At 70.2% G+C, this 21,739-nt stretch carries 25 protein-coding genes; 9 read left to right on the top strand and 16 right to left on the bottom strand.

Features of this window, described 5'->3' with window-relative positions; translation table 11 throughout:
- Nucleotides 1-11 precede the first annotated feature (11 nt).
- From flgH to DJ017_RS09040, 3 genes are all read left to right on the top strand, one after another.
- Nucleotides 12-761, top strand: a complete 750-nt coding sequence (flgH, locus tag DJ017_RS09050; RefSeq protein ID WP_111528410.1) for a flagellar basal body L-ring protein FlgH — start codon at nucleotides 12-14, stop codon at nucleotides 759-761.
- Between the two features lie 60 nt (nucleotides 762-821).
- Nucleotides 822-1,292, top strand: a complete 471-nt coding sequence (locus DJ017_RS09045; protein WP_111528409.1) for a hypothetical protein — start codon at nucleotides 822-824, stop codon at nucleotides 1,290-1,292.
- Between the two features lie 84 nt (nucleotides 1,293-1,376).
- Entirely contained in the window at nucleotides 1,377-2,210 is an 834-nt protein-coding gene (locus tag DJ017_RS09040; RefSeq protein ID WP_111528408.1) for a hypothetical protein, read from the top strand.
- 10 nt (nucleotides 2,211-2,220) lie between these two features.
- On the opposite strand, the gene bla is transcribed toward DJ017_RS09040, so the two are convergent.
- The 6 genes from bla to DJ017_RS09010 are packed head-to-tail and all read right to left on the bottom strand — an operon-like array spanning nucleotide 2,221 to nucleotide 7,783.
- Entirely contained in the window at nucleotides 2,221-3,090 is an 870-nt protein-coding gene (gene bla, locus DJ017_RS09035) for a class A beta-lactamase (protein ID WP_111528407.1), read from the bottom strand.
- A 4-nt stretch (nucleotides 3,091-3,094) separates the two neighbouring features.
- On the bottom strand, nucleotides 3,095-5,014 hold the full coding sequence (dxs, locus tag DJ017_RS09030) for a 1-deoxy-D-xylulose-5-phosphate synthase (protein WP_111528406.1): 1,920 nt from the start codon (nucleotides 5,012-5,014) through the stop codon (nucleotides 3,095-3,097).
- A 25-nt stretch (nucleotides 5,015-5,039) separates the two neighbouring features.
- A complete protein-coding gene (locus DJ017_RS09025; protein WP_111528405.1) occupies nucleotides 5,040-5,921 on the bottom strand; it encodes a polyprenyl synthetase family protein in 882 nt (293 codons plus the stop codon).
- Nucleotides 5,921-6,163, bottom strand: coding sequence for an exodeoxyribonuclease VII small subunit (locus DJ017_RS09020; RefSeq protein ID WP_111528404.1), 243 nt, complete (start codon nucleotides 6,161-6,163; stop codon nucleotides 5,921-5,923). The genes DJ017_RS09025 and DJ017_RS09020 overlap by 1 nt, the downstream gene beginning before the upstream one ends.
- 25 nt (nucleotides 6,164-6,188) lie before the next feature.
- Nucleotides 6,189-6,809: a histidine phosphatase family protein gene (locus DJ017_RS09015; protein WP_111528403.1), complete on the bottom strand. Its 621-nt coding sequence runs from the start codon at nucleotides 6,807-6,809 to the stop codon at nucleotides 6,189-6,191.
- Nucleotides 6,810-6,856: 47 nt separating this feature from the next.
- Nucleotides 6,857-7,783 (bottom strand): histone deacetylase family protein, encoded by a 927-nt coding sequence (locus DJ017_RS09010; protein ID WP_111528402.1) that lies wholly within the window; start codon nucleotides 7,781-7,783, stop codon nucleotides 6,857-6,859.
- A gap of 33 nt (nucleotides 7,784-7,816) precedes the next feature.
- Here DJ017_RS09010 and DJ017_RS09005 point away from each other — a divergent pair, with 33 nt between their 5' ends.
- The 4 genes from DJ017_RS09005 (at nucleotide 7,817) to DJ017_RS08990 (ending at nucleotide 11,013) form a co-directional block, all read left to right on the top strand.
- Entirely contained in the window at nucleotides 7,817-8,392 is a 576-nt protein-coding gene (locus DJ017_RS09005; RefSeq protein ID WP_111528401.1) for a GNAT family N-acetyltransferase, read from the top strand.
- Between the two features lie 104 nt (nucleotides 8,393-8,496).
- Nucleotides 8,497-9,000 carry a recombinase family protein gene (locus DJ017_RS09000; protein WP_111528400.1) on the top strand — a complete coding sequence of 168 codons (504 nt, stop codon included), beginning with the start codon at nucleotides 8,497-8,499 and terminating at the stop codon, nucleotides 8,998-9,000.
- An 89-nt stretch (nucleotides 9,001-9,089) separates the two neighbouring features.
- Entirely contained in the window at nucleotides 9,090-10,265 is a 1,176-nt protein-coding gene (locus DJ017_RS08995; protein ID WP_111528399.1) for a vWA domain-containing protein, read from the top strand.
- Nucleotides 10,266-10,347: 82 nt separating this feature from the next.
- Complete coding sequence (locus DJ017_RS08990) at nucleotides 10,348-11,013, top strand: TetR/AcrR family transcriptional regulator (protein WP_111528398.1); 666 nt, start codon at nucleotides 10,348-10,350, stop codon at nucleotides 11,011-11,013.
- A 9-nt stretch (nucleotides 11,014-11,022) separates the two neighbouring features.
- On the opposite strand, the gene DJ017_RS08985 is transcribed toward DJ017_RS08990, so the two are convergent.
- From DJ017_RS08985 to DJ017_RS08975, 3 genes are read right to left on the bottom strand one after another with little or no spacing between them, the layout of a single operon-like run.
- A complete protein-coding gene (locus tag DJ017_RS08985) occupies nucleotides 11,023-11,283 on the bottom strand; it encodes a hypothetical protein (RefSeq protein WP_111528397.1) in 261 nt (86 codons plus the stop codon).
- Nucleotides 11,284-11,328: 45 nt separating this feature from the next.
- Nucleotides 11,329-12,753 (bottom strand): UdgX family uracil-DNA binding protein, encoded by a 1,425-nt coding sequence (locus tag DJ017_RS08980; protein ID WP_111528396.1) that lies wholly within the window; start codon nucleotides 12,751-12,753, stop codon nucleotides 11,329-11,331.
- Nucleotides 12,753-13,982, bottom strand: coding sequence for a putative DNA modification/repair radical SAM protein (locus DJ017_RS08975; RefSeq protein WP_111528395.1), 1,230 nt, complete (start codon nucleotides 13,980-13,982; stop codon nucleotides 12,753-12,755). The genes DJ017_RS08980 and DJ017_RS08975 overlap by 1 nt, the downstream gene beginning before the upstream one ends.
- Before the next feature lie 185 nt (nucleotides 13,983-14,167).
- On the opposite strand from DJ017_RS08975, the gene DJ017_RS08970 reads away from it, so the two are divergent.
- Nucleotides 14,168-15,499 (top strand): MFS transporter, encoded by a 1,332-nt coding sequence (locus DJ017_RS08970; protein ID WP_227000080.1) that lies wholly within the window; start codon nucleotides 14,168-14,170, stop codon nucleotides 15,497-15,499.
- A gap of 206 nt (nucleotides 15,500-15,705) precedes the next feature.
- Nucleotides 15,706-16,275: a GNAT family N-acetyltransferase gene (locus tag DJ017_RS08965; RefSeq protein ID WP_227000079.1), complete on the top strand. Its 570-nt coding sequence runs from the start codon at nucleotides 15,706-15,708 to the stop codon at nucleotides 16,273-16,275.
- Here the strand turns inward: DJ017_RS08965 and DJ017_RS08960 are convergent.
- From DJ017_RS08960 to DJ017_RS08930, 7 genes are all read right to left on the bottom strand, one after another.
- Complete coding sequence (locus DJ017_RS08960; RefSeq protein ID WP_111528394.1) at nucleotides 16,272-17,348, bottom strand: Glu/Leu/Phe/Val dehydrogenase dimerization domain-containing protein; 1,077 nt, start codon at nucleotides 17,346-17,348, stop codon at nucleotides 16,272-16,274. The two genes, DJ017_RS08965 and DJ017_RS08960, sit on opposite strands and share 4 nt — an antisense overlap.
- 64 nt (nucleotides 17,349-17,412) lie before the next feature.
- A complete protein-coding gene (locus DJ017_RS08955; RefSeq protein ID WP_111528393.1) occupies nucleotides 17,413-18,438 on the bottom strand; it encodes an alpha/beta fold hydrolase in 1,026 nt (341 codons plus the stop codon).
- Nucleotides 18,435-19,019 carry a uracil-DNA glycosylase family protein gene (locus tag DJ017_RS08950; RefSeq protein WP_111528392.1) on the bottom strand — a complete coding sequence of 195 codons (585 nt, stop codon included), beginning with the start codon at nucleotides 19,017-19,019 and terminating at the stop codon, nucleotides 18,435-18,437. The genes DJ017_RS08955 and DJ017_RS08950 overlap by 4 nt, the downstream gene beginning before the upstream one ends.
- An 8-nt stretch (nucleotides 19,020-19,027) precedes the next feature.
- Nucleotides 19,028-19,687 carry a glutathione S-transferase family protein gene (locus DJ017_RS08945; protein WP_111528391.1) on the bottom strand — a complete coding sequence of 220 codons (660 nt, stop codon included), beginning with the start codon at nucleotides 19,685-19,687 and terminating at the stop codon, nucleotides 19,028-19,030.
- 46 nt (nucleotides 19,688-19,733) lie between these two features.
- Nucleotides 19,734-20,009, bottom strand: coding sequence for a DUF3253 domain-containing protein (locus DJ017_RS08940; protein WP_111528390.1), 276 nt, complete (start codon nucleotides 20,007-20,009; stop codon nucleotides 19,734-19,736).
- Complete coding sequence (locus DJ017_RS08935; protein ID WP_111528389.1) at nucleotides 20,009-21,157, bottom strand: acyl-CoA dehydrogenase family protein; 1,149 nt, start codon at nucleotides 21,155-21,157, stop codon at nucleotides 20,009-20,011. Before DJ017_RS08935 ends, DJ017_RS08940 begins: the two co-directional genes overlap by 1 nt.
- 2 nt (nucleotides 21,158-21,159) lie before the next feature.
- Nucleotides 21,160-21,723 (bottom strand): hypothetical protein, encoded by a 564-nt coding sequence (locus DJ017_RS08930; RefSeq protein WP_111528388.1) that lies wholly within the window; start codon nucleotides 21,721-21,723, stop codon nucleotides 21,160-21,162.
- Nucleotides 21,724-21,739: the final 16 nt, after the last annotated feature.

Below are 21,739 nucleotides of genomic sequence, written 5' to 3'. Positions count from 1 at the left end.
AGGAAGTCCTCATGCGTCTGCGCGTCCTCGCCCTCGCCGCCCTGGTCCCGCTCTGCGGCTCGCTGGGGGCCTGCTCGACCGTCGCCGAGGCCGTGAAGGGCCCCGAGCTCGCCCCCGTCGGCTACCCCGCCGCCCTGGTGCCGCGCGAACAGCCGGTGATGCCGCTCGCCTCCGCGCGCGAGCCTTCGCCGGGTCCGGCCAGCGCCAATTCCCTGTGGCGGACCGGCGCGCGCGCCTTCTTCGCAGACCAGCGGGCCGGCCGGGTGGGCGACATCCTGACGGTGATGATCGACATCGACGACAGCGCCAAGACCGTGAACTCGACCACCAGCTCGCGCAGCTCGGGCATGACCGCAGGCGTGCCGCACCTGCTCGGCCTGGAATCCAGCCTCGGGAAAATCCTGCCGGGCGGCTACGACCCGGCCAACGCCATCGAGACCGCCTCCAAGACCGCCAACACCGGCGCGGGCGCGGTGAACCGCGCCGAGAAGATCAGCCTGACCATCGCCGCGGTGGTCACCGCCGTCCTGCCGAACGGCAACCTGGTGATCCAGGGCACCCAGGAGGTGAAGACCAACACCGATGTCCGCTCCCTGACCGTGGCCGGCATCGTGCGGCCGGAGGACATCTCCTCGGCCAACACCATCAAGCACACCCAGATCGCCGAGGCGCGGATCTCCTACGGCGGCCGCGGCGACATCAGCCGCGTGCAGAAGACCCCAGCGGGCCAGTCGCTGATGGAGCGCTTCTCGCCCTTCTGATGCGGATCAAGGCAACGGCGGCCGACGCGTGGCGTTCTCCTTTGCGATGAAGGGGTTGTCATGCGCTGCGCCGTTCCGCTGAGCCTCGTTGCGGCCCTGGTGCTCTGCGCCTGCGCCACCCCGGATCCGGCGGCGGCGCCGCCCAGCGACGGCATGGCCTGGCGCCTCACGCCGGCGGCCGACGGCGACGAGGCCAAGCTCGCCTACGGCGTGCCCGACACCGACGACGTCGTCCTGATGCTCGCCTGCCGCCCCGGCTCGGGCGCGGTGCAGGTCACGACGACCGCGCCGACGGCGCCCGCCCGCCTCACGCTGCGCTCGGGATCCGCGGTGTCCAGCCTGCCCATCCAAAGCGAACCCGCGGAGATCCAGTCCGGGGTGCTGGTCGAAGCGGCCACCACCGTCGCCGATCCCGCCCTGGCGGCGTTCGCCCGCACCGGCGCGCTCAGTTTCGATCTCGGCGGCCGCGCCACGGCCCTCGCCGCCGCGCCGGACCAGGCGAGGCGCTTCGTCGCAACCTGCGCCGGCTAGGCCACCCGCGACACTCCGGTCAGTTCCCGTTCATGTGCCCTCGGGCCTAGTCTGAGCCTCGAGGGGTGCTGAGGGGTTTTCGCCGTGATCAGGTACATCGCGCCGGGCGTCCTGGCCGCCGCCGTGATGGCGAGCGCGGGCATCGCCGCGCCGACGCCGGCCCAGACACAACCGCAGGGCTACGCCTGGATCGTCTCGCCCGACGAGGACAGCTGCCACACCGAGATCGAGCTGACCGGCAAGTCCGGCGCGACCGCCCAGGTCGAGCTCGCCTCCGATGGCCAGTTGGTCCAGCTCAAGTTCGCCAAGGACGAGATGCCCAAGCGCGCCTTCCTGGCCATCGACATCGACAGGAAGCCCTACTCCAACCTGCTGCTCCGCCTGGAGAATCCCAAGGTCGGGGCGATGACCCTCAGCGACGAGACGCTGAACGCGCTCAGGAAGGGCGGGACCCTGCTGATCGCTTGGTTGGCTGACGAGCCGATGAGCGCGCGCCTGGCGGGCTCCGAGCAGGCGATCAACGACCTTCGGACCTGCGGCGCCCAGGTGGCGGCCCAGTACCGCGCCAACCTCGCGGCGAGGCAGGAGGCCGAGGCCCGCGCCGCCGCCGACGCCCGCGCCCAGAAGCTTGCCGACGAGCAGCTCGCCCTGGTGAAGGCCCAGAAGGAGGCGGCCGAGGCTCAGGCCCAGCACGTCGCCGCCGAGACCAAGCGCCGCGAGGAAGAGGCTGAGGCCCAGCGCGAAGCCCAACGCCAGCAGGCGCTCGCCGAGCAACGCGAGCAGCAGCTGGCCGATCAGCGCCGCGCCGCCGAGGATCAGCGCCAGGAATACCTGCGCCGCTACTATCCGCAGTATGGCGGCCAGTACGCCCCGCCGCCCGGCTATGGCCGCTATCCGAACGAGGACGACGGCTACTGAGACGAGGCGGCTAGAGCGTCTCGGCGATGATCCGGCCGATTTCGGCGATGGCCGCGCTGCGGGCCGCGGCGGGCTTGGCCGACCCCACGGTATAGACCGCCGCCATGATCGGCGCGCGACCCGGCGGCCAGAGCACGGCGATGTCGTTGACGCCGCCGCCATCCGGACCGGTGCCGGTCTTGTCGCCCACCTTCCAGGCTTTCGGAACGCCGGCCCGCAGGCGGTCGTCGCCGGTGGTGTTGGCCACCAGCCAGCCGACCAGCTTGTCGCGCGAGGCGGGCGCCAGCGCCTTGCCCAGCGCCACCTTGGCCAGGGTCGCCTGCATGGCGGCGGGGCTGGTGGTGTCGCGCGGATCGCCGGGCGGCACGCGGTTCAGCTCCAGCTCCCAGCGATCGAGCCGGGTCACCTTGTCGCCGAGCGAGCGGACATAGCCTGTGAGGCCCGCCGGCCCGCCCAGCGCGCCGAGCAAGAGGTTGCCGGCCCCGTTGTCGCTGTAGCAGACCGCGGCGGCGCAAAGCGCCTCCAGCGTCATGTCCTGGCCGACGTGCGTCTCGGTCACCGGCGACCAACCCTTCGGGTCGCTCTTGCGGATCAGGATGCGGCGGTCGAGCGCGTCGCAGTCAGTGTCCACCCGGTGCAGGATCGCCGCCGCCGCCAGGGCCTTGAAGGTGCTGCACATCGGGAACCGCTCGCCGGCCCGGTAGCCGAGCCGCCGGCCCGATCCGGTGTCGACCGCGGAGACGCCGATCCGGCCGCCGAGGTCGGTCTCGAGCTTGCGGATCCGCGCCGTCGCGTCGGGGGTGGCGGCGAACGCCGGCTCAAAGGCAGGGGCGGCGATCCCGGCGGCGAGCAGGGTCAGGGCGCTCCGCCGCGTGGTCACGAGGTCAGGCCCGCCGGCCCGCGACCGAGGCGTTGTCGACGCCCAGCGCGCTCAGCGCCCCGCGCACGATGCCCTCGGCGTCGAGGCCGGCCTGGGCGTACATGGCCTCGGGCTTGTCCTGGTCCTGGAACAGGTCCGGCAGGGTCAGGGTGCGCACCTTCAGTCCGCGGTCGAGAGCGCCGTGGCGGGCGAGCTCCTGCAGGACGAAGGCGCCGAAGCCGCCCATGGCGCCTTCTTCGACCGTGATCAGGGCCTCGTGTTCGCGGGCGAGCCGCAGGATGAGGTCGATGTCGAGCGGCTTGGCGAAGCGGGCGTCGGCGACGGTCGCCGAAAGGCCCCGCGCCGCCAGCATGTCGGCGGCCTTGAGGCTCTCGGCCAGGCGCGTGCCGAACGACAGGATGGCCACCGCCGTCCCCTCGCGCACGATGCGGCCCTTGCCGATCTCAAGCGGGTTGGCCAGCGCCGGGATCTCCACCCCGACGCCCTCGCCGCGCGGATAGCGGAAGGCGCTGGGCCGGTCGTCGATGGCGACGGCCGTGGCCACCATGGCCGCCAGCTCCGCCTCGTCCGCGGCGGCCATCACCACCATGTCCGGCAGGGCGCCCATGAAGCCGATGTCGAAGGAGCCGGCGTGGGTCGCCCCGTCGGCGCCGACCAGGCCCGCCCGGTCGATTGCGAAGCGCACCGGCAGTTTCTGGATCGCCACGTCGTGGACCACCTGGTCGTAGCCGCGCTGCAGGAAGGTCGAATAGATCGCCGAGAACGGCTTCATCCCATCCGCCGCCAGGCCCGCCGCGAAGGTCACCGCGTGCTGTTCGGCGATGCCGACGTCGAAGGTGCGGTCGGGGAAGCGCTGCCCGAACAGGTCGAGCCCGGTGCCGGAGGGCATGGCGGCCGTGATCGCCACGATCTTCGGGTCGATCTCGGCGTGCTTGATCAGCTCCTGGGCGAACACCTTGGTGTACTGCGGGGCGGTCGCCTGGGCGGGCTTGGCCTGCTTGCCGGTGACCACGTCGAACTTGACCACGCCGTGGTACTTGTCGGCCGCGTTCTCGGCCGGGGCGTAGCCCTTGCCCTTCTGGGTGACCACGTGGACCAGCACCGGCCGGTCGTCGATCTCGCGGACGTTCTGCAGCACGTGGACCAAGGCGTCCATGTCGTGGCCGTCGATCGGACCCACGTAGTAGAAGCCCAGCTCCTCGAAGAAGGTGCCGCCGGTGACCATGCCCCGGGCGAACTCCTCGGCCTTGCGGGCGGCGTCCTGCAGCGGGCGCGGGAAGACCTTGGTCACCGCCTTGCCGAGGTTGCGGATCGAGCGGTAACCGCCGCCCGAGACCATGCGCGCGAGATAGGCGCTCATTCCGCCGACGGGCGGGGCGATCGACATGTCGTTGTCGTTGAGGATGACGGTCAGCTGCTTGGTGGTCTCGCAGGCGTTGTTCATCGCCTCGTAGGCCATGCCGGCGCTCATCGAGCCGTCGCCGATCACCGCCACCACCTTGTTGTCGCGGCCCTCCTGGTCGCGGGCGGCGCAGAAGCCGAGCGCGGCGGAGATCGAGGTCGAGGCGTGGGCGGCGCCGAACGGGTCGTATTCGCTTTCGGTGCGCTTGGTGAAGCCGGAGAGCCCACCGGCCTGGCGCAGGGTGCGGATCCGGTCGCGCCGGCCGGTGACGATCTTGTGCGGGTAGGCCTGGTGGCCGACGTCCCAGATCAGGATGTCGCGCGGCGTGTCGTAGACATAGTGCAGCGCCACGGTCAGCTCGACGACGCCCAGACCCGCCCCCAGGTGACCGCCGGTCTGCGACACCGCGTCGATGGTTTCCAGGCGAACCTCGTCGGCCAGCTGCTTGAGCTGGCTCTCGGCCAATCTGCGCACGTCGGCGGGCGACTTGACCGTATCGAGAAGCGGCGTTGCGGGAGGCATGGCGGGACTGAAACGAACTCGCGACTTAACTTCGGCGCTCTAGCACGAAATCGACACTGGCCCTCAGAAATTCGGCCTTTTCGCCGAACGGCTCGAGGTGGCTCTTGGTCTGCTCGGCGAGCACGCCGAGGCGCTCGCGCGCCGCCTCGACGCCGAGCAGGGTGACGAAATTGGCCTTGCCCTTGCCGGCGTCCTTGCCGACCGCCTTGCCCAGCTCCTCGGCGTCGCCCTCGGCGTCCAGCAGGTCGTCGACGATCTGGTAGGCGAGGCCCAGGTCGTGCGCGAAGGCCAGCAGGGCGTGGCGCTCGCCGTCCTTGGCCCGCGCCATGGCCAGCGGCAGCTCGAAGGCGCAGGCGATCAGGGCGCCGGTCTTCAGCCGCTGCATGCGCGCCACCCCGCCAAGGTCGTCACGCACGCCGAGGATGTCGATCATCTGGCCGCCGGCCATCCCCCGAGCGCCCGAGGCCTGGGCGAGCCTGGCCACCAGCTCAGCCCGGATGGCGCCGTCGGCGTGGGTGTCGGGGTGGGCGAGGATCTCGAAGGCGGCGGTCTGCAGGGCGTCGCCCGCCAGCACCGCGGTCGCCTCGTCATAGGCCTTGTGCACGGTCGGGCGGCCCCGGCGGACATCGTCGTCGTCCATGCACGGCAGGTCGTCGTGCACCAGGCTGTAGGCGTGGATGCACTCCAGCGCGCAGGCCGCGCGCAGCACCGAGCGGTCGTCCAGCTCGAACATGCGGCCGGTCTCGAGGGCGAAATAGGTGCGCAGCCGCTTGCCGGGCCCGAGCGCCGCATAGCGCATCGCTTCTGTCAGCCGCGCCTCCGGGCCCTCCCCGCGGGGGAGAAGCTCGTCGAGGGCCACCGTCACGAGGTCGGCGGCCTCGGCCACGCGTTGCGCCAGCCCCGCCATCAGCCGAACTCGGCGGGCTCGACTCCCGGCTGGCCGCCGGCTCCGACCACGATCTTCTCGACGCGCAGCCTCGCCGCCTCGAGCCGCTGCTCGCAGTGCGCCTTCAGGGCCGCGCCGCGCTCGTAGAGCCGGATGGAGTCATCAAGCGGCGCCTGGCCCGATTCCAGCCGCGCCACGATCTGTTCGAGTTCGGCCAGCGCCTGCTCGAAGCTCAAGCTCGCGATGTCGGCGGGCTCGGACATGGGGACCTCCGGATTCGAACCCTAACTAGGCGCGCTCGAAGCGGCGCGTCGACCAGTATTTGTAGCCTTCGCTCGACGTCAGTTTCCAGCCGCGCCGGCGCAGCGCCCGGCCGATCATGAAATTGAAGAAGCCGTGCGCCAGGACCACCACGTCCTCGCCCCGCTCGGCGTAGCCGATCAGCAGATCGGCGGCGTCCCCGGCCCGGGTCTCGGCGTCGATCCGGGTCTCCTGGCCATCATGATGGTCGAAGAACCACCACCAGAACCGCGCCAGGAATCCCCAGACGCTCGGCGACAGCCTGATCCAGTCCGGCCAGGGCGGGGGCGGGAGGGGCGCCTCGATCAGCACCTCGTGCTGGATCACCTGGCGCTCGCCTGCCAGGGCCGCGGCGCTCTCGATGGAGCGCAGGCGGGTGGAGGAGACCAGGGTTCCGGCCCGGGCCACGAAGCGGGCGAGCTTCTCCGGCGGGGTCTGCCCCGGCAGGATACCCAGCACCTCGTACCTGGCCCAGAAGTCGCGGTACTGGCGGGCGTTGAGCTTCACCTTGCGGGACAGCGCCGGCTCGCCGTGGCGGGCAAGGATGATCGCGCCGGGACGGCGTGTGCTCGGACGGTCTGGAATCTCGGCGGTCAATGCGCTGGCCATTCCGTCCGGGCGGCGCGGGCATGACGCGCCCAGGCCGGTCCCAACCCTCACCCCTCGGAAAGGGCCCTCACGTGCGCGACCGCCGAAGAGCCCAGTGCCTCAAGGTCGTAACCGCCCTCAAGCGAGGACACAACCCGACCTTTGGCGTATTGCCGCGCGACCTCGAGGATTGCGCGAGTGGCCCAGGCGAAGTCGTGGGCCTCCAGCGCCTGGCCGGCCTCGCCGATCGGGTCGCGGACGTGGGCGTCGAAGCCGGCGGAGATGATGATCAGGTCCGGCCGGAACAGCTCCAGCTTCGGCATCAGGGTCTCGAAGCTCTTGCGCCATTCGGCAGACGGCGCGCCGGGCGAGACCACGGCGTTGGCGATGTTCGAGGCGGTCGGATGCTCCGGATGGCCGCTGCCCGGCCACATCGGCCACTGCTGGATCGAGGCCAGGAACAGGCCAGGCTCGCCCTCGAAGGCCGCCTGGGTGCCGTTGCCATGGTGGATGTCGAAGTCGACCACGGCCACGCGCTGCAGGCCCGCCGCCTGGGCCGCCTTGGCCGCCACCGCGACATTGGAGAACAAGCAGAATCCCATGGGCTTGGCGGGCTCGGCGTGGTGGCCCGGCGGACGCACGGCGCAGAAGGCGCGCTCCGCCTTGCCGGCGGCCACGTCGCGCACCGCCTGCACCACCCCGCCGGCCGCCCGCCGCGCCGCGTTCAGGCTGCCCGCCGACATGAAGGTGTCCGGATCGAGCTGCCGCACGCCCTCGGTCGGTGCGGCGCGGGTGATGGCGTCCACATAGGCTTGCGGGTGCACCCGGGCGAGGTCGGCCGCCTCGACCAGCGGCGCGTCGCGCACCATGAGGTCGAGGTCCGAGGCGTCCTGCAGGGCGTCGATCACCGCGCGCAGCCGCTCGGGCCGCTCCGGGTGCCATTCGCCCGGGCGGTGGTCGAGCATGTCGGAATGCGTGTAGAGCGCGACGGTCATAAGTTATCCTAACGCAGAAACGCCTCTCACCCGATGTCTGAACCCACCCTCCGCCGCGCAACCACCTGCGACGCCGAAGCTTTGGCGGCGATCGGGGCGCGCACCTTCGCCGACACCTTCGCGCACCTTTATCCGCCGGAGGATCTCGAGGTGTTCCTGGCCGAAGCCTATGATGTGGATCACACCCGCGAGGACCTGGCCGACCCGCGACGGGCGGCCTGGCTGGTGGAGGCGGACGGGGACGTCATCGGCTACGCCCAGGTCGGCCCCTGCGGCCTGCCCCATCCCGAGGTCACCGACACCTGCGGCGAGCTGAAGCGCTTCTACTTCCTCAAGGACTGGCAGAACCGGGGCCTCGGCGGGAAGCTGTTCGGCGCGGCCATGGACTGGCTGGAGCGCCACTACCGCGATCTCTGGATCGGCGTCTGGAGCGAGAACCACGGCGCCCAGCGGTTCTACCTGCGCCACGGTTTCGAGAAGGTCGGCGAATACGGGTTCAAGGTCGGCCGCACGATCGACCACGAATTCATCCTGCGCCGCCGCGCTGCGGACGTTTTCCCCGCCGGGAAGGAAAAGACGCGCGCCGAACACAATCCCGCCAAGGTGTAGATCGCTCGCTGTTGAACATTGCGGCGAATTAACGCGCCGGGCTCTTGGCCGCGCGCGTCGCATTTGGGACCTTCGCCGGAACGGCGACGAGGAGCGGGCTCGCGATGCTGAGGATCGGTTACGTTCGACTGAGCGATACGGATCACAGCGACGCCGCGGCCGCCCTGCGGGACATGGGCTGCCAGGTGGTGCGCGTCGAGGAGGACGCCGCCCCCGAGGCCCGGCCGACCCTGACCTCCATCCTCGATTTCATCGGCCAGGGCGACGAGCTGGTCGCCCTGCGCCTGCAGCATCTCGGCCGCTCGCCTCGCGCCATCCTCGAGGTGGTCGAGCGGCTCGACGCGCGCGGCGCGGCGCTGATCACCGCCGAGCCGCCGGTCACCACCTGCGGCGAACGGGGCGAGACCCTGCGCGCCGTGCTGGCCGCCCTCGCCGCCCTCGAGCCGCCCGAGCCGGCGCGCCGGCGGCCGCGCGCGCCGGCCCAGCAGATCCTGGCCCTGCAGCGGGCCGGCGTCGGCCCCGTGGAGATCGCCCGCCGGCTCGGCGTCTCGCGCATGACGGTCTGGCGCAAGCTGCGCGCCCTGGAGACCTGCGACAGCGACAGCTAGGCCGCAGGGCCTCTCCCGCTCTGGACTTCCTGAACCCGCGGCCCCATCCTCTGCGTTCAAACGATTGTTCGCCGAGAGGCAAGCCCGCGATGTTCATGCGCTTCTTCACCGAGCTGCGCGAGGCCAAGGTGCCCGTGACGCTGAAAGAGTACCTCATGCTGATGGAGGGACTCGACAAGGCGGTGATCGACCGTTCGGTGGACGACTTCTACTACCTGTCCCGCGCCGCCCTGGTGAAGGACGAGAAGAACATCGACAAGTTCGACCAGGTCTTCGGCCACGTGTTCAAGGGGCTGGAGCGGATGGAGGAGGGCCTCGCCGCCGACATCCCGGCCGAGTGGCTGCGCAAGATCTCCGAGAAGTTCCTCACCGAGGAGGAGAAGGCCCAGATCGAGGCGATGGGCGGCTTCGACAAGCTCATGGAGGCGCTCGCCGAGCGCATCAAGGAGCAGAAGGAGCGCCACGAGGGCGGCAACAAGATGATCGGTACGGGCGGCACCTCGCCGTTCGGCGCCAACGGCTATCATCCCGAGGGCGTGCGCATCGGCCAGGACAAGGGCCGCCACGGCAAGGCCATCAAGGTCTGGGATAAGCGCGAGTACAAGAACCTCGACGACCAGGTCGAGCTCGGCACCCGGAACATCAAGGTCGCCCTGCGTCGCCTGCGCAAGTGGGTCCGCGAGGGCAGCGCCGAAGAGCTCGACATGCCGGCCACCATCAAGGGCACGGCCGAGAAGGGCTATCTCGACATCAACCTGCGGCCGGAGCGGCGCAACAAGATCTCCGTCCTGCTGTTCCTCGACATCGGCGGCTCGATGGATAGCCACATCAAGGTCTGCGAGGAGCTGTTCAGCGCCGCGCGGTCCGAGTTCAAGAACATGGAGTTCTACTACTTCCACAACTGCCTCTACGAGGCCGTGTGGAAGGACAACCGCCGCCGTCACGCCGAGAAGATCAACACCTGGGACGTGCTCCACAAGTTCCCGCACGACTACAAGGTTATCTTCGTGGGCGACGCGACCATGAGCCCCTACGAGATCACCTATCCGGGCGGCTCGGTGGAGCATTGGAACGAGGAAGCCGGCGCGGTCTGGATGGACCGCGTGGCGCAGATCTACGAGCACATGGTCTGGCTGAACCCCACCGCCGAACGGCACTGGGACTACACCCCGTCCATCGGGGTGATGAAGCAGCTGGTCAACGACCGGATGTTCCCGCTCACCCTGGAAGGCCTGGAGAAGGCGATGCGCGAGCTGGCGCGCTGAGGGGAATGCCTGACCGGGCGACGCGTAGTTTGCGGGTGAAAACAGGCCGCCTATGCTCGCCTGGGTTCGCTAAGGGATTCGCATGACCGATCCCCTCATCAACGAGGGCGCCGAGACCGAGGAGGCGCAGGCCGCCACCAAGGCGGCGGTGTTCAACGCCGCCGAGCGGCTCTTCGCGCTCAACGGCTTCCAGAACGTCTCGGTCCGCGACATCACCGCCGAGGCCGGCGTCAACCTGGCCAGCGTGAACTACCACTTCGGCTCCAAGGACGCCCTGCTCTTCGAGATCTTCAGGAAGCGCACGGCCGAGCTGAACCGCGAGCGCGCGCGGATGCTGCACGAGGCCAACGAGCGCCACGCCGGCAAGCCGCCGGTGCGCGAGATCCTCGAGGCCTATTTCACTCCGCCGCTCAAGTGGTCGGACCCGGCCAACGACCGGCGCATCTCGATCCAGTTCATCATCCGCGCCCGCTCGGAAGGCACCGCGGAGATGCGTGAGGCGATCCAGAACGACGTCAGCCACCTGGCCCGCTTCGCCGACGCCCTGATCGCCGCCCGGCCCGACCTGCCGCGCGAGACGGTCTACTGGCGGCTGCACTTCGTGCTCGGCATGGTCCACAACAACCGCTTCGCCGAGTTCGACCGCCTGCACCACCTGTCCGGTGGCATCACCCGCGAGGGCGACGTCCAGGCGCTCCTGAAGCGGATGCTCGACTTCGCCGAGGCGGGGTTCCTGGCGGCCGGCTGAGGCCGCGCCCTAGAAGCCTTCCTGCACCACCACCGCGGTGACCGGCCCCTTCCGCAGCATCACGCCGCGATAGAGCGTCGCCTCGTTCTCGGCGACGCAGCCCGACAGCTTCAGGAACTCGTCCCAGCTGTCCTCCGGCACCAGCAGCACCAGGTCGTGCAGGTCGCGCGCATAGACCTCGATCTCGCGATCGACCTCCTCGCGGATGTCCCGCACGTCCGCCTTGGCCGGGTCGCGCTGGTCCAGATGGCTCGGATGGGGCGTGGTCATGCCAAGGCCAACCGACGAGGACGCCGCCGGTTCCGGCCCGCTCCCTCAGGCGGCGAGATGCCAGGCGAACTTCAGGTCCTCGACGAACATGGCGTAGGCCTTCGCCTTGGCCTCCGCGTCCGGCACGCGCAGCAGGTAGGACGGGTGATAGGTGACCACGCCCTGCACCTGGTCAGGCAGCTGGATCGCCTGCTGGCGGAACTTGCCGATGGGCGTCGCCTTGCCGAACACCGACAGCGCCGCCGTCGCGCCGAGGGCGACGATCACCCGCGGGCGCACGATCCGCCGCTCGGCGTCGAGCCACCAGCGGCAGGCGGAGACCTCGCCGGCGCCGGGCGTCTTGTGCAGCCGCCGCTTGCCGCGCAGCTCGTGCTTGAAGTGCTTCACCGCATTGGTGACGAAGGTCTCGGCCCGCGGCACGCCCGCCGCCGCCAGCGCCTTGTCCAGCACCCCGCCCGCCGGTCCGACGAACGGCTGGCCCGCCAGGTCCTCCTGGTCGCCGGGCTGTTCGCCGACCAGCATCAGCCGCGCCTTGCCGGGTCCCTCGCCGGGGACGCCCTGGGTGGCGTCGCGCCACAGCTCGCAGCGGCGGCAGGCCTCGATCCCGGCGGCGACCTCCTCGAGCGTCGTCGGCGCCTGGCCGTCGTAGGGCGCGTCCCGGCTCAGCCGCCGGGCGGCGCGCTGCGCCCGGCGGGACGGCTCTGAGGGCTGCTGGCGGACCATGTTCCTCGTGCGCTCCTCGGCGCCGGCGATCAGCTCGGGAATGAGCGCGGCTTCCGGCAGGTTCCGCCAGTAGCGGACCGGCATCTCCTTCTTCATCGCCGCAACCTTGATCCGCGCCGGGTTGAAGATCGAGGCGTAGTAGGTACGCCAGTAGTCCTCCAGGGCGTCGGCGGCCGGCGCGGCGGACGCTTCGACCCCGGCCGTGAAGGCGAGCGTCGAGCGGTCCCAGTGGGCGCAGGCGTCCGGCGTCAGGATCGACCAGCGCATGTTGGCGAAGCGCTTCACGAAGAACGGCGCTGCGGCCTCGGTGACCCGGTGCGCCGGCTCGAACCAGGCCACGAACGCCTCGCCGTCCGCGGCCTCGACTTCGCGGAAGCGGACGAAGGCGTGCATCTTGTGGATCGCCGTCCGCACCTGCCGCTGGAACGCGAGCGCCTGGGCGACATCGGCGTCGGTGGAGATCTCCAGCAGCCGCGGCTGCGCCTCCAGCCGCCAGAGCAGCCGATAGAGCAGGCCGAGCCGCTCGGGCGCGCGATGCAGGATGACCTCGCGAGCCAGGTCCACGAAGGCGCGCGGCACGCTGAAGCCTTGAGCGCCGGCCGCCGGGACGTCGGCTTCGAACAGGCCAGCGCCCTCGCCCACGGTCCACATCACTTCTTCGGGCGACGCGTGGCGCGACCGCAGGGATCGGGCGGCGGCGCGCCAGCCGTCGAAATCCGTCTCGCTCGAAAGGGCCGCCACCGGCATCAGAAGAGGCTCATCTGCCTCGGCGGCGCCTTCAGGCGGTCGGCGAGGTCCGCCTGGTCGGCCAGGGCGCCCGGCCGCCAGTCGTCGGTGACGATGAAGGGCTTCAGCTTGGCGATGCCCCGGGAGAGCCGCTTGACGTCCTCCAGCCGCACCCGCTTCAGCCGGCGGACCTCCAGCAGCCGGTCGACCGAGCGCACGCCCAGCCCCGGCACCCGCAGCAGCCGCTCGCGGTCCGCGGTGTTGAGATCGACGGGGAAATCGCCCCGGTGTTTCAGCGCCCAGGCCAGCTTGGGATCCATGTCCAGCGCCAGGTCCTCGCCCTCGCCGACGATCTCGGCCCGCTCGAAGCCGTAGAAGCGCATCAGCCAGTCGGCCTGGTAGAGCCTGTGCTCGCGCACCAGCGGCGGCCGGGCGAGCGGCAGGCGGGCGGTGGAATCCGGGATCGGCGAGAAGGCCGAATAATAGACCCGCCGCAGGCTGTAGGCGCCGTAGAGGGTCTCGCTGCGCTTGAGGATCTCGCCGTCCGAAGCCCCGTCCGCGCCGACGATCATCTGGGTGGACTGGCCGGCCGGCGCGAAGCGCGGCGGTGGGGCCGTGCGCGCCGGTTCCTTGGCCGCCTCGGCCGCCAGGCGCACCGAGCCCATGGCCTTCTTGATGACCCGCAGGTCCTTCTCCGGCGCCAGGGCGGCCAGGCTGTCGTCCTTCGGCAGCTCGATATTGATCGACACCCGATCGGCGTAGAGCCCGGCCTCGTTGACCAGCTCGGGCGACGCCTCGGGGATGAGCTTCAGGTGGATGTAGCCGCGGAAATCGTGGTCGAGGCGAAGGCTCTTCGCCACCGCCACCAGCTGCTCCATCGTGTAGTCGCCGGACCGGATGATCCCCGACGAGAGGAACAGCCCCTCGATGTAGTTGCGCTTGTAAAAGCCGAGGGTGAGGTCGACGACCTCCTGCACCGTGAACCGCGCCCGCGCCACGTTCGAGGACACCCGGTTCACGCAGTAGGCGCAGTCATAGATGCAGAAGTTGGTCAGCAGGATCTTGAGCAGGCTGATGCAGCGCCCGTCGGGCGCATAGGCATGGCAGATGCCCATGCCGCCATCGGTGGAGCCCACGCCCCTGCCGCCGCGGCTGTCGCGCTTTTGGCCTCCGGAGGAGGCGCAGGACGCATCGTACTTGGCCGCATCGGAGAGGATGGCGAGCTTGCGCTTGAGGTCGAGGACCGCCATGGCCGCGACCCTACCGTTCCTTCTTTGTTCTGTCACGACGGACTTTTTGGCGCAGACTGCAAAAGTCGGGGAGCCTTCGGACTTCCGCCGCCCGCGAGGACTCTGCTACGACGATCCCATTGTCTTGATTTCGTTATGAGGGCGTCGCGCCCGGCATATTTCCGAACACGCGCGGCGGATTGATTTTGAGCGCCACGGTCGAACCCGCCGCCGTCGAGCCCGACGGCGATCTTGCCGCCCGCGAGGCCGCCTATGAGAAGTTCGTCTGGGACAACCTGAAACGGAACTACCTGGGCAACTACCTGCACGGCATGCTCGGCATGACCGGCTTCAGGCTGGTCAACGCGCCGACCTTCCTGCCGGCCTATCTGCACCAGGTCTCCGGCTCGAACGCGATCGTCGGCCTGGGCCTGGCGCTGCAGCAGGTCGGCGGGGTGATCTCGCCGATCTTCGGCGCCACCAAGATCGAGCACCGCACCAAGGTCATGCCCGCCGCCATCTGGATGGGCAGCCTGGCGCGCCTCGCCGTGCTCGGCATGGCCATCGCCGGCTGGCTGCTGAAGGGTTCCCAGCTCGCCACCGCCCTGCTCGTCATGATGCTGATGTTCGGCATCTTCATGGGCGCCCAGCGGGTGGTCTTTTCGCTGCTGGTCGCCAAGGTGATCCCGATCAGCCGGCGCGGCCGCCTTCAGGCCTGGCGCAACATGACCGGCAGCGCCATCGCCGCGGTGCTCTCCTACTTCGCAGGCAAGTACTTCATCGGCCAGAACCTGTTCGGCAACGGCTACTCGACGACCTTCGTCTTCGCCTTCGTCCTGACCACGCTCGGCCTCTGGGCCCTGCAGTTCCTGGTCAATGAGCCCGAGCCGCCGACGACCCGGCCGCAGACCGGCTTTCGCGACCGCTTCAAGGAGCTGCCGCGGCTGATCAGCCAGGACCGCTCCTACGCCTTCTTCCTGCTGGTCCAGATGCTCGCCACCTCGGCCCGCATCGCGACACCCTTCTACATCCTCTACGTGACCCAGAAGCTGCACCTTCACGGCGCGGCCCAGATGGGCGCCACGCTCGGCCTGCTCTCCACCGCCTTCATGCTGGGCGACACGCTCTCGAACATCGGCTGGGGCTCGCTCGGCGACAGGACCGGCTTCCGCCTCGTGCTGCTGCTGTCCCTCGTCGCCTGGGTGGCCGCCACGGTGCTCCTGATGAACGTCGCGGTGAGCGCTCTCATCGCGGTGGCCTTCTTCGGCCTCGGCGCGGCCCAGGCCGGCTACATGATGGCCGCCCAGACCATGATCCTGGAGTTCGGCTCGCGCGACGAGCTGCCCATGCGCATCGCCGTCTCCGCCACCGCTGAGAGCATCACCGCCACCCTCGGCCCGCTGGTCGGCGGGGGCCTCGCCGACCTCCTCGGCTACGACACGGTGTTCGGCATTTCGCTGGGCTTCCTCGCGGCCGGCCTCCTGATCCTGGTCATCGCCGTCAAGGAGCCGCGCACGGCGAGGCTCGCCGCGATCTGAAATTTGCGGTAGAAGCCCGGCCATGGCTCGCTTCGCGCCCCTGCCGTCCGGTCTCGGTTGCAACGCCACCCTCGCGGGGCGTGAGACCGGCTGCGCGCGCATCGCGTAGCCATTCTCGCACAGCCCCGCCGACATGGCCGGGGCTTCGATCTTCCTGACAAGAGACGCCAGCGCCCGGCCTCCGGCTCACCTCGGAGACCTAACCCATGACGTTCGAAACACCCCTGCCCCCGACGCCCACCCTGACGACCGAGCGGCTGATCCTTCGGCCGATGCGCGAGGCGGACATCCCCGCCATCCAGCGCGAGTTCCCGCACTGGGAGGTCGTGCGCCACTTGCTCGCCAAGGTGCCCTGGCCCTACCCGGAGGACGGCGCGGCGACCAACGTCCGCGAGAGCCTGGAGAAGCGCGCCCGCGGCGAGCAGTTCTACTGGGCCATCACCCTGAAGGGCGGCGACGACGCGCTGATCGGCCGGGTCGACCTGCGGCCGGATGCCGGCGACCGCGAGATGCGGGGCTTCTGGCTGGCGCGCGAGTACTGGGGCCGGGGCCTGATGACCGAGGCGGCGGACGCCGTCACCGCCTATGCGTTCGAAGACCTCGCCTGGCCCTACATCTATGTCACCAACGCGGCGCCGAACGCCGGCTCGCACCGGATCAAGGAGAAGCAGGGCTTCGAACTCATCGAGGTGATCGATGGCGAGTTCGTCGAAGGCCGACTGCCCCGCGAAGTCTGGATCTTGACCCGCGAGGCCTGGCTGGGGCGGCGGGGCTAAGCCGCCGCCTTCTTCTCGGCGGCGATGGTGATGCGGGCCTGCGCGATCTCGTTCGCGACTTCGTTGGTGGGACGGTTCTCGGCCTTTGCGCGGTCGAGGACCTCCTCCAGCGTCAGCATCAGGCGGTCGAGCTTGGCGTCGACCCAGGCCGGGTCGAAGGCGCCGCCGGCCTCCAGGGCGCGGATCTCGGCCGCGACGTTGATGATGCCGCCGCCGTTGATCACATAGTCCGGCGCGTAGAGCATGCCGCGCTGGAAGACCGCCCGTCCGGCCTCGGCGTCGGCGAGCTGATTGTTGGCGGCGCCGGCGATCACCTTCGCCTTGATCCGCGGCAGGGTGCTCTCGTTGATCGCCCCGCCCAGGGCGCACGGCGCGAAGACGTCGCATTCCGCATCGAAGATGGCCCCCGGCGCCACCACCTCGGCGCCGGTCCGCTCCGCCACGGCGTGCAGCTGCTCAGCGTTGACGTCGGTGACGATCAGCTTGGCGCCCGCCGCGGTGAGCTTGTCGGCCAGGTAGCCGCCCACATGGCCGACCCCCTGCAGGGCCACGGTGACCCCGTCGAGCTCGCGGCCGAGCGCCCGGCGCACGCAGAGCTGCACGCCCCGGAATACGCCCTCGGCCGTCACCGGCGAGGGATCGCCCGATGCCGCCGCATGGCCCTCCAGCCCGGCCACGTAGCGGGTCCGCTTGCGCGCGTGCATGAGGTCGGTCGGCGAGACGCCGACGTCCTCGGCGGTCCAGTAACGGCCGCCGAGCTGCTCGACGCAGGCCCCGAAGGCCTCGAACAGGCCCGGCGTCTTCTGGGTGCGGGAATCGCCGATGATCACCGCCTTGCCGCCGCCGAGGTCGAGGTCGGCCATGGCGTTCTTGAAGCTCATCGCCCGCGACAGGCGCAGCGCGTCGGTCAGGGCCGCCTCGGAGTCGGCGTAGGGCCACATCCGGCAGCCGCCGGCGGCGGGGCCCCTGGCGGTCGAATGGATCGCGACGATCGCCCTAAGGCCGGTTTTTTCGTCGGAGAACTCGTGGACGCCTTCATGTCCCTCGAAGGCCGGGGAATCGAACAAGGTCATGCCTGGGTAAGCGCCGCTCAGTGGAAGACGGTTGCGCGGCTTCCCTACTCCCGACGGACCGATCTCACAACCCCGAGGCGCTCGCCGCCGTCTGCGTCCTGGCGCCCCGGGCCGGCGAGCCCGGGATCGGCGGCGCGCCCGACGGCAGGTCCGCCTTCGGATCCTTGAGGAAGGCGGCCACGTCGGCCCAGACCGCCGGGCCCTCGAGGTCGCGCATCAGCAGGTGATAGCCGTGGGCGTACTCGGCCGAGCGGTCGCTGGCCTTCAGTTCGGCCGCGGCGCGGCGGGCGGCCTTCTTCGGGATGATCTCGTCGTGGATCCCGTGCAGGTAGAAGGTCGGGGCCTGAATGCGGCCCACGTCGTCCGCCGCATACCCCATCAGCGACACCAGCCCATAGAGGGTGTCCGAGCGCGCGCCCCAGATCATCAGCGGGTCGCGGCCCATGGCGATCAGCTCGGCCCGGTTGTCGGTCGGCTTGATCTTCGAGGTCAGCCAGCGCGGCGGCTCATAGACCTTGCCGGCGGTGAAGTTGGCGGCCAGCCATAGGAGCGTCTTGTTGGGCAGCGGCTGCTCGCGCCAGCCCCAGACCGCCGGGGAGAGCAGGATCAGGCGGTCGGCGGCCGGCGGGTCCGAACTGGCGAACGCCTCGATGGCGACCGCCCCGCCCATGCTCTCGCCGGCCACGGCGATGAGGGCGTGCGGGAAGCGCTGGCGCACGAGGCTGGTCACGGTGCGCAGGTCCTGCACCATCAGCTCCTCGCCGGCCCAGATGCCCCGCCCCGGAGAGCGCCCGAAACCGCGCTGGTCGTAGGCGTAGGTCGCGATCCCCTGCTCCGCCCACCAGGGCGCGGCCATGTGGAAGGCGTTGGAATAGTCGTTCATGCCGTGCACGCCGACGATCACCGCCCACGGCTCGCCCGCCGTGTCCCAGTGCTTCAGCCCCAGGCGCGCGCCGTCGAAGCTGACGACGGCGTCCTCCTCCAGCCGCGGCCCGGCGAAGGCGGTGGGCGGACTGAGCGGCTGCTGCACGACGAGCGGCGTGCAGGCCGAGACCATCAGGGCGAAGGCGAGGACGAGAAGGCGCTTCATCGGTCGGCGGTCAGGATCTCTTGCACCCGCTCCTGCAGATAGGGCGTAACCTCGGCCTCGAACCAGGGGTTTCGCTTCAGCCAGGCGGTATTGCGCCACGAGGGATGCGGCAGCACCAAGGCCTCAGGCAGGTAGGCGCGCCAGTCGCGCACCGTCTCCCCGAGCGGGCGGCGGGTCTTCAGCGCCCAGGCCTGGGCGTAGGAGCCGACCAGCAGGGTCAGCTCGACGTTCGGCAGCTCGGCCATCAGCCGTTCGCGCCAGAGCTCGGCGCAGCGCCGCGGCGGCGGATAGTCGCCGCCCGTGGGGTTGGTGCCCGGGAAGCAGAAGGCCATGGCCGCCACGCCGACGCGGTCGTCGCCGTAGAAAGTCGCGCGGTCGAGGCCCATCCAGCCGCGCAACCGGTCGCCGGACGGGTCGTCGAACGGCAGGCCGCTCTCGTGCACCCGCCGCCCCGGCGCCTGGCCGGCGATCAGGATCCTGGTTTCAGGCGAGACCCGCACCACCGGGCGCGGCGCATGGGGGAAGTCCCCGGCGCAGGCCCGGCAGGCGGCGATCTCGTCGAGAAGTCGGGCGAGGGCCAAGCCGAACCTTAGGCCGGCTCCCGTTTGGCCATGGCGGCCAGGGCCTGCTTCTCGGCGGCGATGATCTTGGCGAACGACGGCCGGGCGAGGATCCCCGCCAGATAGGCCGCGGCCTTCGGGTGGGTCTTGGCGTCGATGGCGCAGCCGGCGTGCTCGAGGTTGGCGAAGGGGCTCGCCACGGCCAGGTCCGCCAGGGTGATCCGGTCCTCCACCAGGTAGCCCGAGGCGGGGACGACGCTCTCCAGGTAATCGGCGAGCTTGGGGAACTCGACGGCCTGGGCCTCGTCGGCCGCGGCCAGGTCGCCGGGGCGGCCCATGAAGCGGGGCGCGACGATGCGGTTGAAGAACACCTTGCCCACGCAGGCGCCGACGATGGTGTCCGCGAACTCCTCGTACCAGATCGCCTTCGCCCGGGCCTTGGGCTCGGTCGGGATCAGGTTCGGCTCGGGCTTCAGGGCGTCGAAATAGGTGATGATCGCGGTGGAGTCGGCGAGGGTGAAGTCGCCGTCCTTCAAGGCCGGGATCTTGCCGAACGGGCTCGCCGCCTTGAACTCGGGGGGGCCGTTCGGACCGAACGCCTGGACCAGTTCGAACTCGATCCCCTTCTCGATGGCGAAGACCATGGTCTTGCGCACGAACGGCGACATCGAGCTGCCATAGATGATCATCTTGCAGACCCCTCCCTGGGTTCGGGCCTTGAGTTCAGGCCCTCGTTCAGGCTTCCGGCAGACGCATCCGCCAGACACCTTTGAAATCGTCCGGATCCGCCGGCTTGTTGTGACGCAGGATGACCAGCCGTCCCTCGCGGGCCAGGGCCACCGCCGTGCCGCGGACATGGGAGAGTTGGCGACGCCACGCCTCAGGTTCAACCGCCCGGGCGACCTCTTCCGGCGAAATCGACTTGCCAGGCCCCGCCTTGCCGAGAAGTTCGAGGATCGCGGTCTCGATCCTGGCGTTGACCGGTGTCTTGTCTTCCGGCGCCTCGCTCATCAGCCGCCCCGCTTCAGGGTTTCGCGGGCGATGACCACCTGCTGGACCTGGCTGGTGCCCTCGTAGATGCGGAAGATCCGCACGTCGCGGTAGAAGCGCTCGATGCCGTGGTCGGCCACATAGCCGGCGCCGCCGAAGATCTGCACCGCGCGGTCGGCGACCCGGCCGACCATCTCGGAGGCAAAGTACTTGGCCGCGGCGGCCTCGAGGGTCACGCTCTGGCCGGCGTCGCGCTTGCGGGCGCTCTCCAGGGTGAGGGCCTTGGCCGCCATGGCCTCGGTCTTGGAGTCGGCGATCATCCCCTGGATGAGCTGGAAGCTCGAAATCGGCTGGCCGAACTGCTTGCGCTCCGAGGCGTAGGCGACGCTGTCGGCGATCAGCCGCTCCGCCACCCCGATGCACACCGCCGAGATGTGCAGGCGGCCGCGGTCGAGCACCTGCATGGCCACCTTGAAGCCCTCCCCTTCACGGCCGAGGCGGTTTTCCACCGGCACGCGGACGTTGTCGAAGAACACCTCGCAGATGTGGGCGCCCTGCTGGCCCATCTTCTTCTCGGGTCGGCCGACGGTCAGGCCCTTCAGGTCGCGCTCCACCAGGAAGGCCGAGACGCCACCGGCGCCGGGCTTGGACGGATCCGTCCGCGCCATCACCGTGAAGAGGTGGGCCTTGTTGGCGTTGGTGATGAACCGCTTGGAGCCGTTCAGGACATAGTGGTCGCCGTCCAGGATGGCGCGGGTCTGCACGTTGGCGCTGTCGGACCCCGCCTCCGGCTCGGTGAGCGCGAAGGAGGTGATGATCTCGCCGGAGGCGATGCCCGGCAGGTACTTCCGCTTCTGCTCGGGCGTGCCGAACATGACGAGGCCCTGGCTGCCAATGCCGACGTTGGTGCCGAAGGTCGAGCGGAACGCCGGGCTCGTGCGGCCGAGCTCGAAGCCGACCAGGCATTCCTCTTCCATCGACAGGTCCAGGCCGCCGAATTCGGCCGGGATCGAGAGCCCGAAGAGGCCGAGCGCCTTCATCTCCTCGACCACGTCGTCCGGCACCGCGTCGTGCTCGGCGACCTGCGCCTCAAGCGGGCGCAGGCGCTCGGTGACGAACCGGCGGACGGTCTCGATCAGCTGTTCGCGGGTCTCGGCGTCGAGCGCCATGGCTACTTCCCCTTCTTGCAGGCCGGCTGGGCCAGCGCGGCCTTGGTGGCCGCCTTAAAGCGTGACAGGCCGACGGCGACAATCGGCGCCGGCCAGCTCTCGATGCGCGTGGCGCCCGGCGCGACCGGGCAGGTCGGCACGGCCACGGGCCGCAGCGTCTCGCCGTGCAGCACCAGGACGACGGCGCGGTACTGGACCGGACGGCCGGTCCCGTTCCAGACCTTGATGGAGCTCGCCTTCTTCTCGGCCGAGCCGTCGAGCGCGACGCCCATCGCCCCGAACGCCGGCGGCTTGAAGGTCTCACTGACGGCGCCGGCCGGATGGGCGACGGCGAGTTGCCCCTTCTCGACGCTCTCCAGCACGGGATTGCCGCTGTCGTCGAGGCGGAACAGGGCCCGCTCGCCGAGGATCACCTGCAGCACCGGCCCGTCCACATAGGTCTTCGGGGTGAAGCCCATGGTCTTCGGCGCGGCGGGCGCCGGTTCGGCCGCCAGGGCCGGCGCGGCGGCGAGGCCAAGCGCGGCGGCGACGGCGATGGCGCGCGCAGGGACGGTCCGGCCTTGCATGAAGGGTCCTCGATGG

The sequence above is a fragment of the Phenylobacterium soli genome, assembly GCF_003254475.1.
Classification (GTDB): Bacteria; Pseudomonadota; Alphaproteobacteria; order Caulobacterales; family Caulobacteraceae; genus Phenylobacterium; species Phenylobacterium soli.
This window is presented reverse-complemented; position numbering and strand designations above follow the sequence as displayed.

Excerpts from the sequence above, each read along its gene's own strand:
- flgH (WP_111528410.1), top strand. The coding sequence starts at position 12 with ATGCGTCTGCGCGTCCTCGCCCTCGCCGCCCTGGTCCCGCTCTGCGGC.
- DJ017_RS09045 (WP_111528409.1), top strand. The coding sequence starts at position 822 with ATGCGCTGCGCCGTTCCGCTGAGCCTCGTTGCGGCCCTGGTGCTCTGC.
- dxs (WP_111528406.1), bottom strand. The coding sequence starts at position 5,014 with ATGCCTCCCGCAACGCCGCTTCTCGATACGGTCAAGTCGCCCGCCGAC.
- DJ017_RS09025 (WP_111528405.1), bottom strand. The coding sequence starts at position 5,921 with ATGGCGGGGCTGGCGCAACGCGTGGCCGAGGCCGCCGACCTCGTGACG.
- DJ017_RS09020 (WP_111528404.1), bottom strand. The coding sequence starts at position 6,163 with ATGTCCGAGCCCGCCGACATCGCGAGCTTGAGCTTCGAGCAGGCGCTG.
- DJ017_RS09015 (WP_111528403.1), bottom strand. The coding sequence starts at position 6,809 with ATGGCCAGCGCATTGACCGCCGAGATTCCAGACCGTCCGAGCACACGC.
- DJ017_RS09010 (WP_111528402.1), bottom strand. The coding sequence starts at position 7,783 with ATGACCGTCGCGCTCTACACGCATTCCGACATGCTCGACCACCGCCCG.
- DJ017_RS09005 (WP_111528401.1), top strand. The coding sequence starts at position 7,817 with ATGTCTGAACCCACCCTCCGCCGCGCAACCACCTGCGACGCCGAAGCT.
- DJ017_RS09000 (WP_111528400.1), top strand. The coding sequence starts at position 8,497 with ATGCTGAGGATCGGTTACGTTCGACTGAGCGATACGGATCACAGCGAC.
- DJ017_RS08995 (WP_111528399.1), top strand. The coding sequence starts at position 9,090 with ATGTTCATGCGCTTCTTCACCGAGCTGCGCGAGGCCAAGGTGCCCGTG.
- DJ017_RS08990 (WP_111528398.1), top strand. The coding sequence starts at position 10,348 with ATGACCGATCCCCTCATCAACGAGGGCGCCGAGACCGAGGAGGCGCAG.
- DJ017_RS08985 (WP_111528397.1), bottom strand. The coding sequence starts at position 11,283 with ATGACCACGCCCCATCCGAGCCATCTGGACCAGCGCGACCCGGCCAAG.
- DJ017_RS08980 (WP_111528396.1), bottom strand. The coding sequence starts at position 12,753 with ATGCCGGTGGCGGCCCTTTCGAGCGAGACGGATTTCGACGGCTGGCGC.
- DJ017_RS08975 (WP_111528395.1), bottom strand. The coding sequence starts at position 13,982 with ATGGCGGTCCTCGACCTCAAGCGCAAGCTCGCCATCCTCTCCGATGCG.
- DJ017_RS08965 (WP_227000079.1), top strand. The coding sequence starts at position 15,706 with ATGACGTTCGAAACACCCCTGCCCCCGACGCCCACCCTGACGACCGAG.
- DJ017_RS08960 (WP_111528394.1), bottom strand. The coding sequence starts at position 17,348 with ATGACCTTGTTCGATTCCCCGGCCTTCGAGGGACATGAAGGCGTCCAC.
- DJ017_RS08955 (WP_111528393.1), bottom strand. The coding sequence starts at position 18,438 with ATGAAGCGCCTTCTCGTCCTCGCCTTCGCCCTGATGGTCTCGGCCTGC.
- DJ017_RS08945 (WP_111528391.1), bottom strand. The coding sequence starts at position 19,687 with ATGATCATCTATGGCAGCTCGATGTCGCCGTTCGTGCGCAAGACCATG.
- DJ017_RS08940 (WP_111528390.1), bottom strand. The coding sequence starts at position 20,009 with ATGAGCGAGGCGCCGGAAGACAAGACACCGGTCAACGCCAGGATCGAG.
- DJ017_RS08935 (WP_111528389.1), bottom strand. The coding sequence starts at position 21,157 with ATGGCGCTCGACGCCGAGACCCGCGAACAGCTGATCGAGACCGTCCGC.
- DJ017_RS08930 (WP_111528388.1), bottom strand. The coding sequence starts at position 21,723 with ATGCAAGGCCGGACCGTCCCTGCGCGCGCCATCGCCGTCGCCGCCGCG.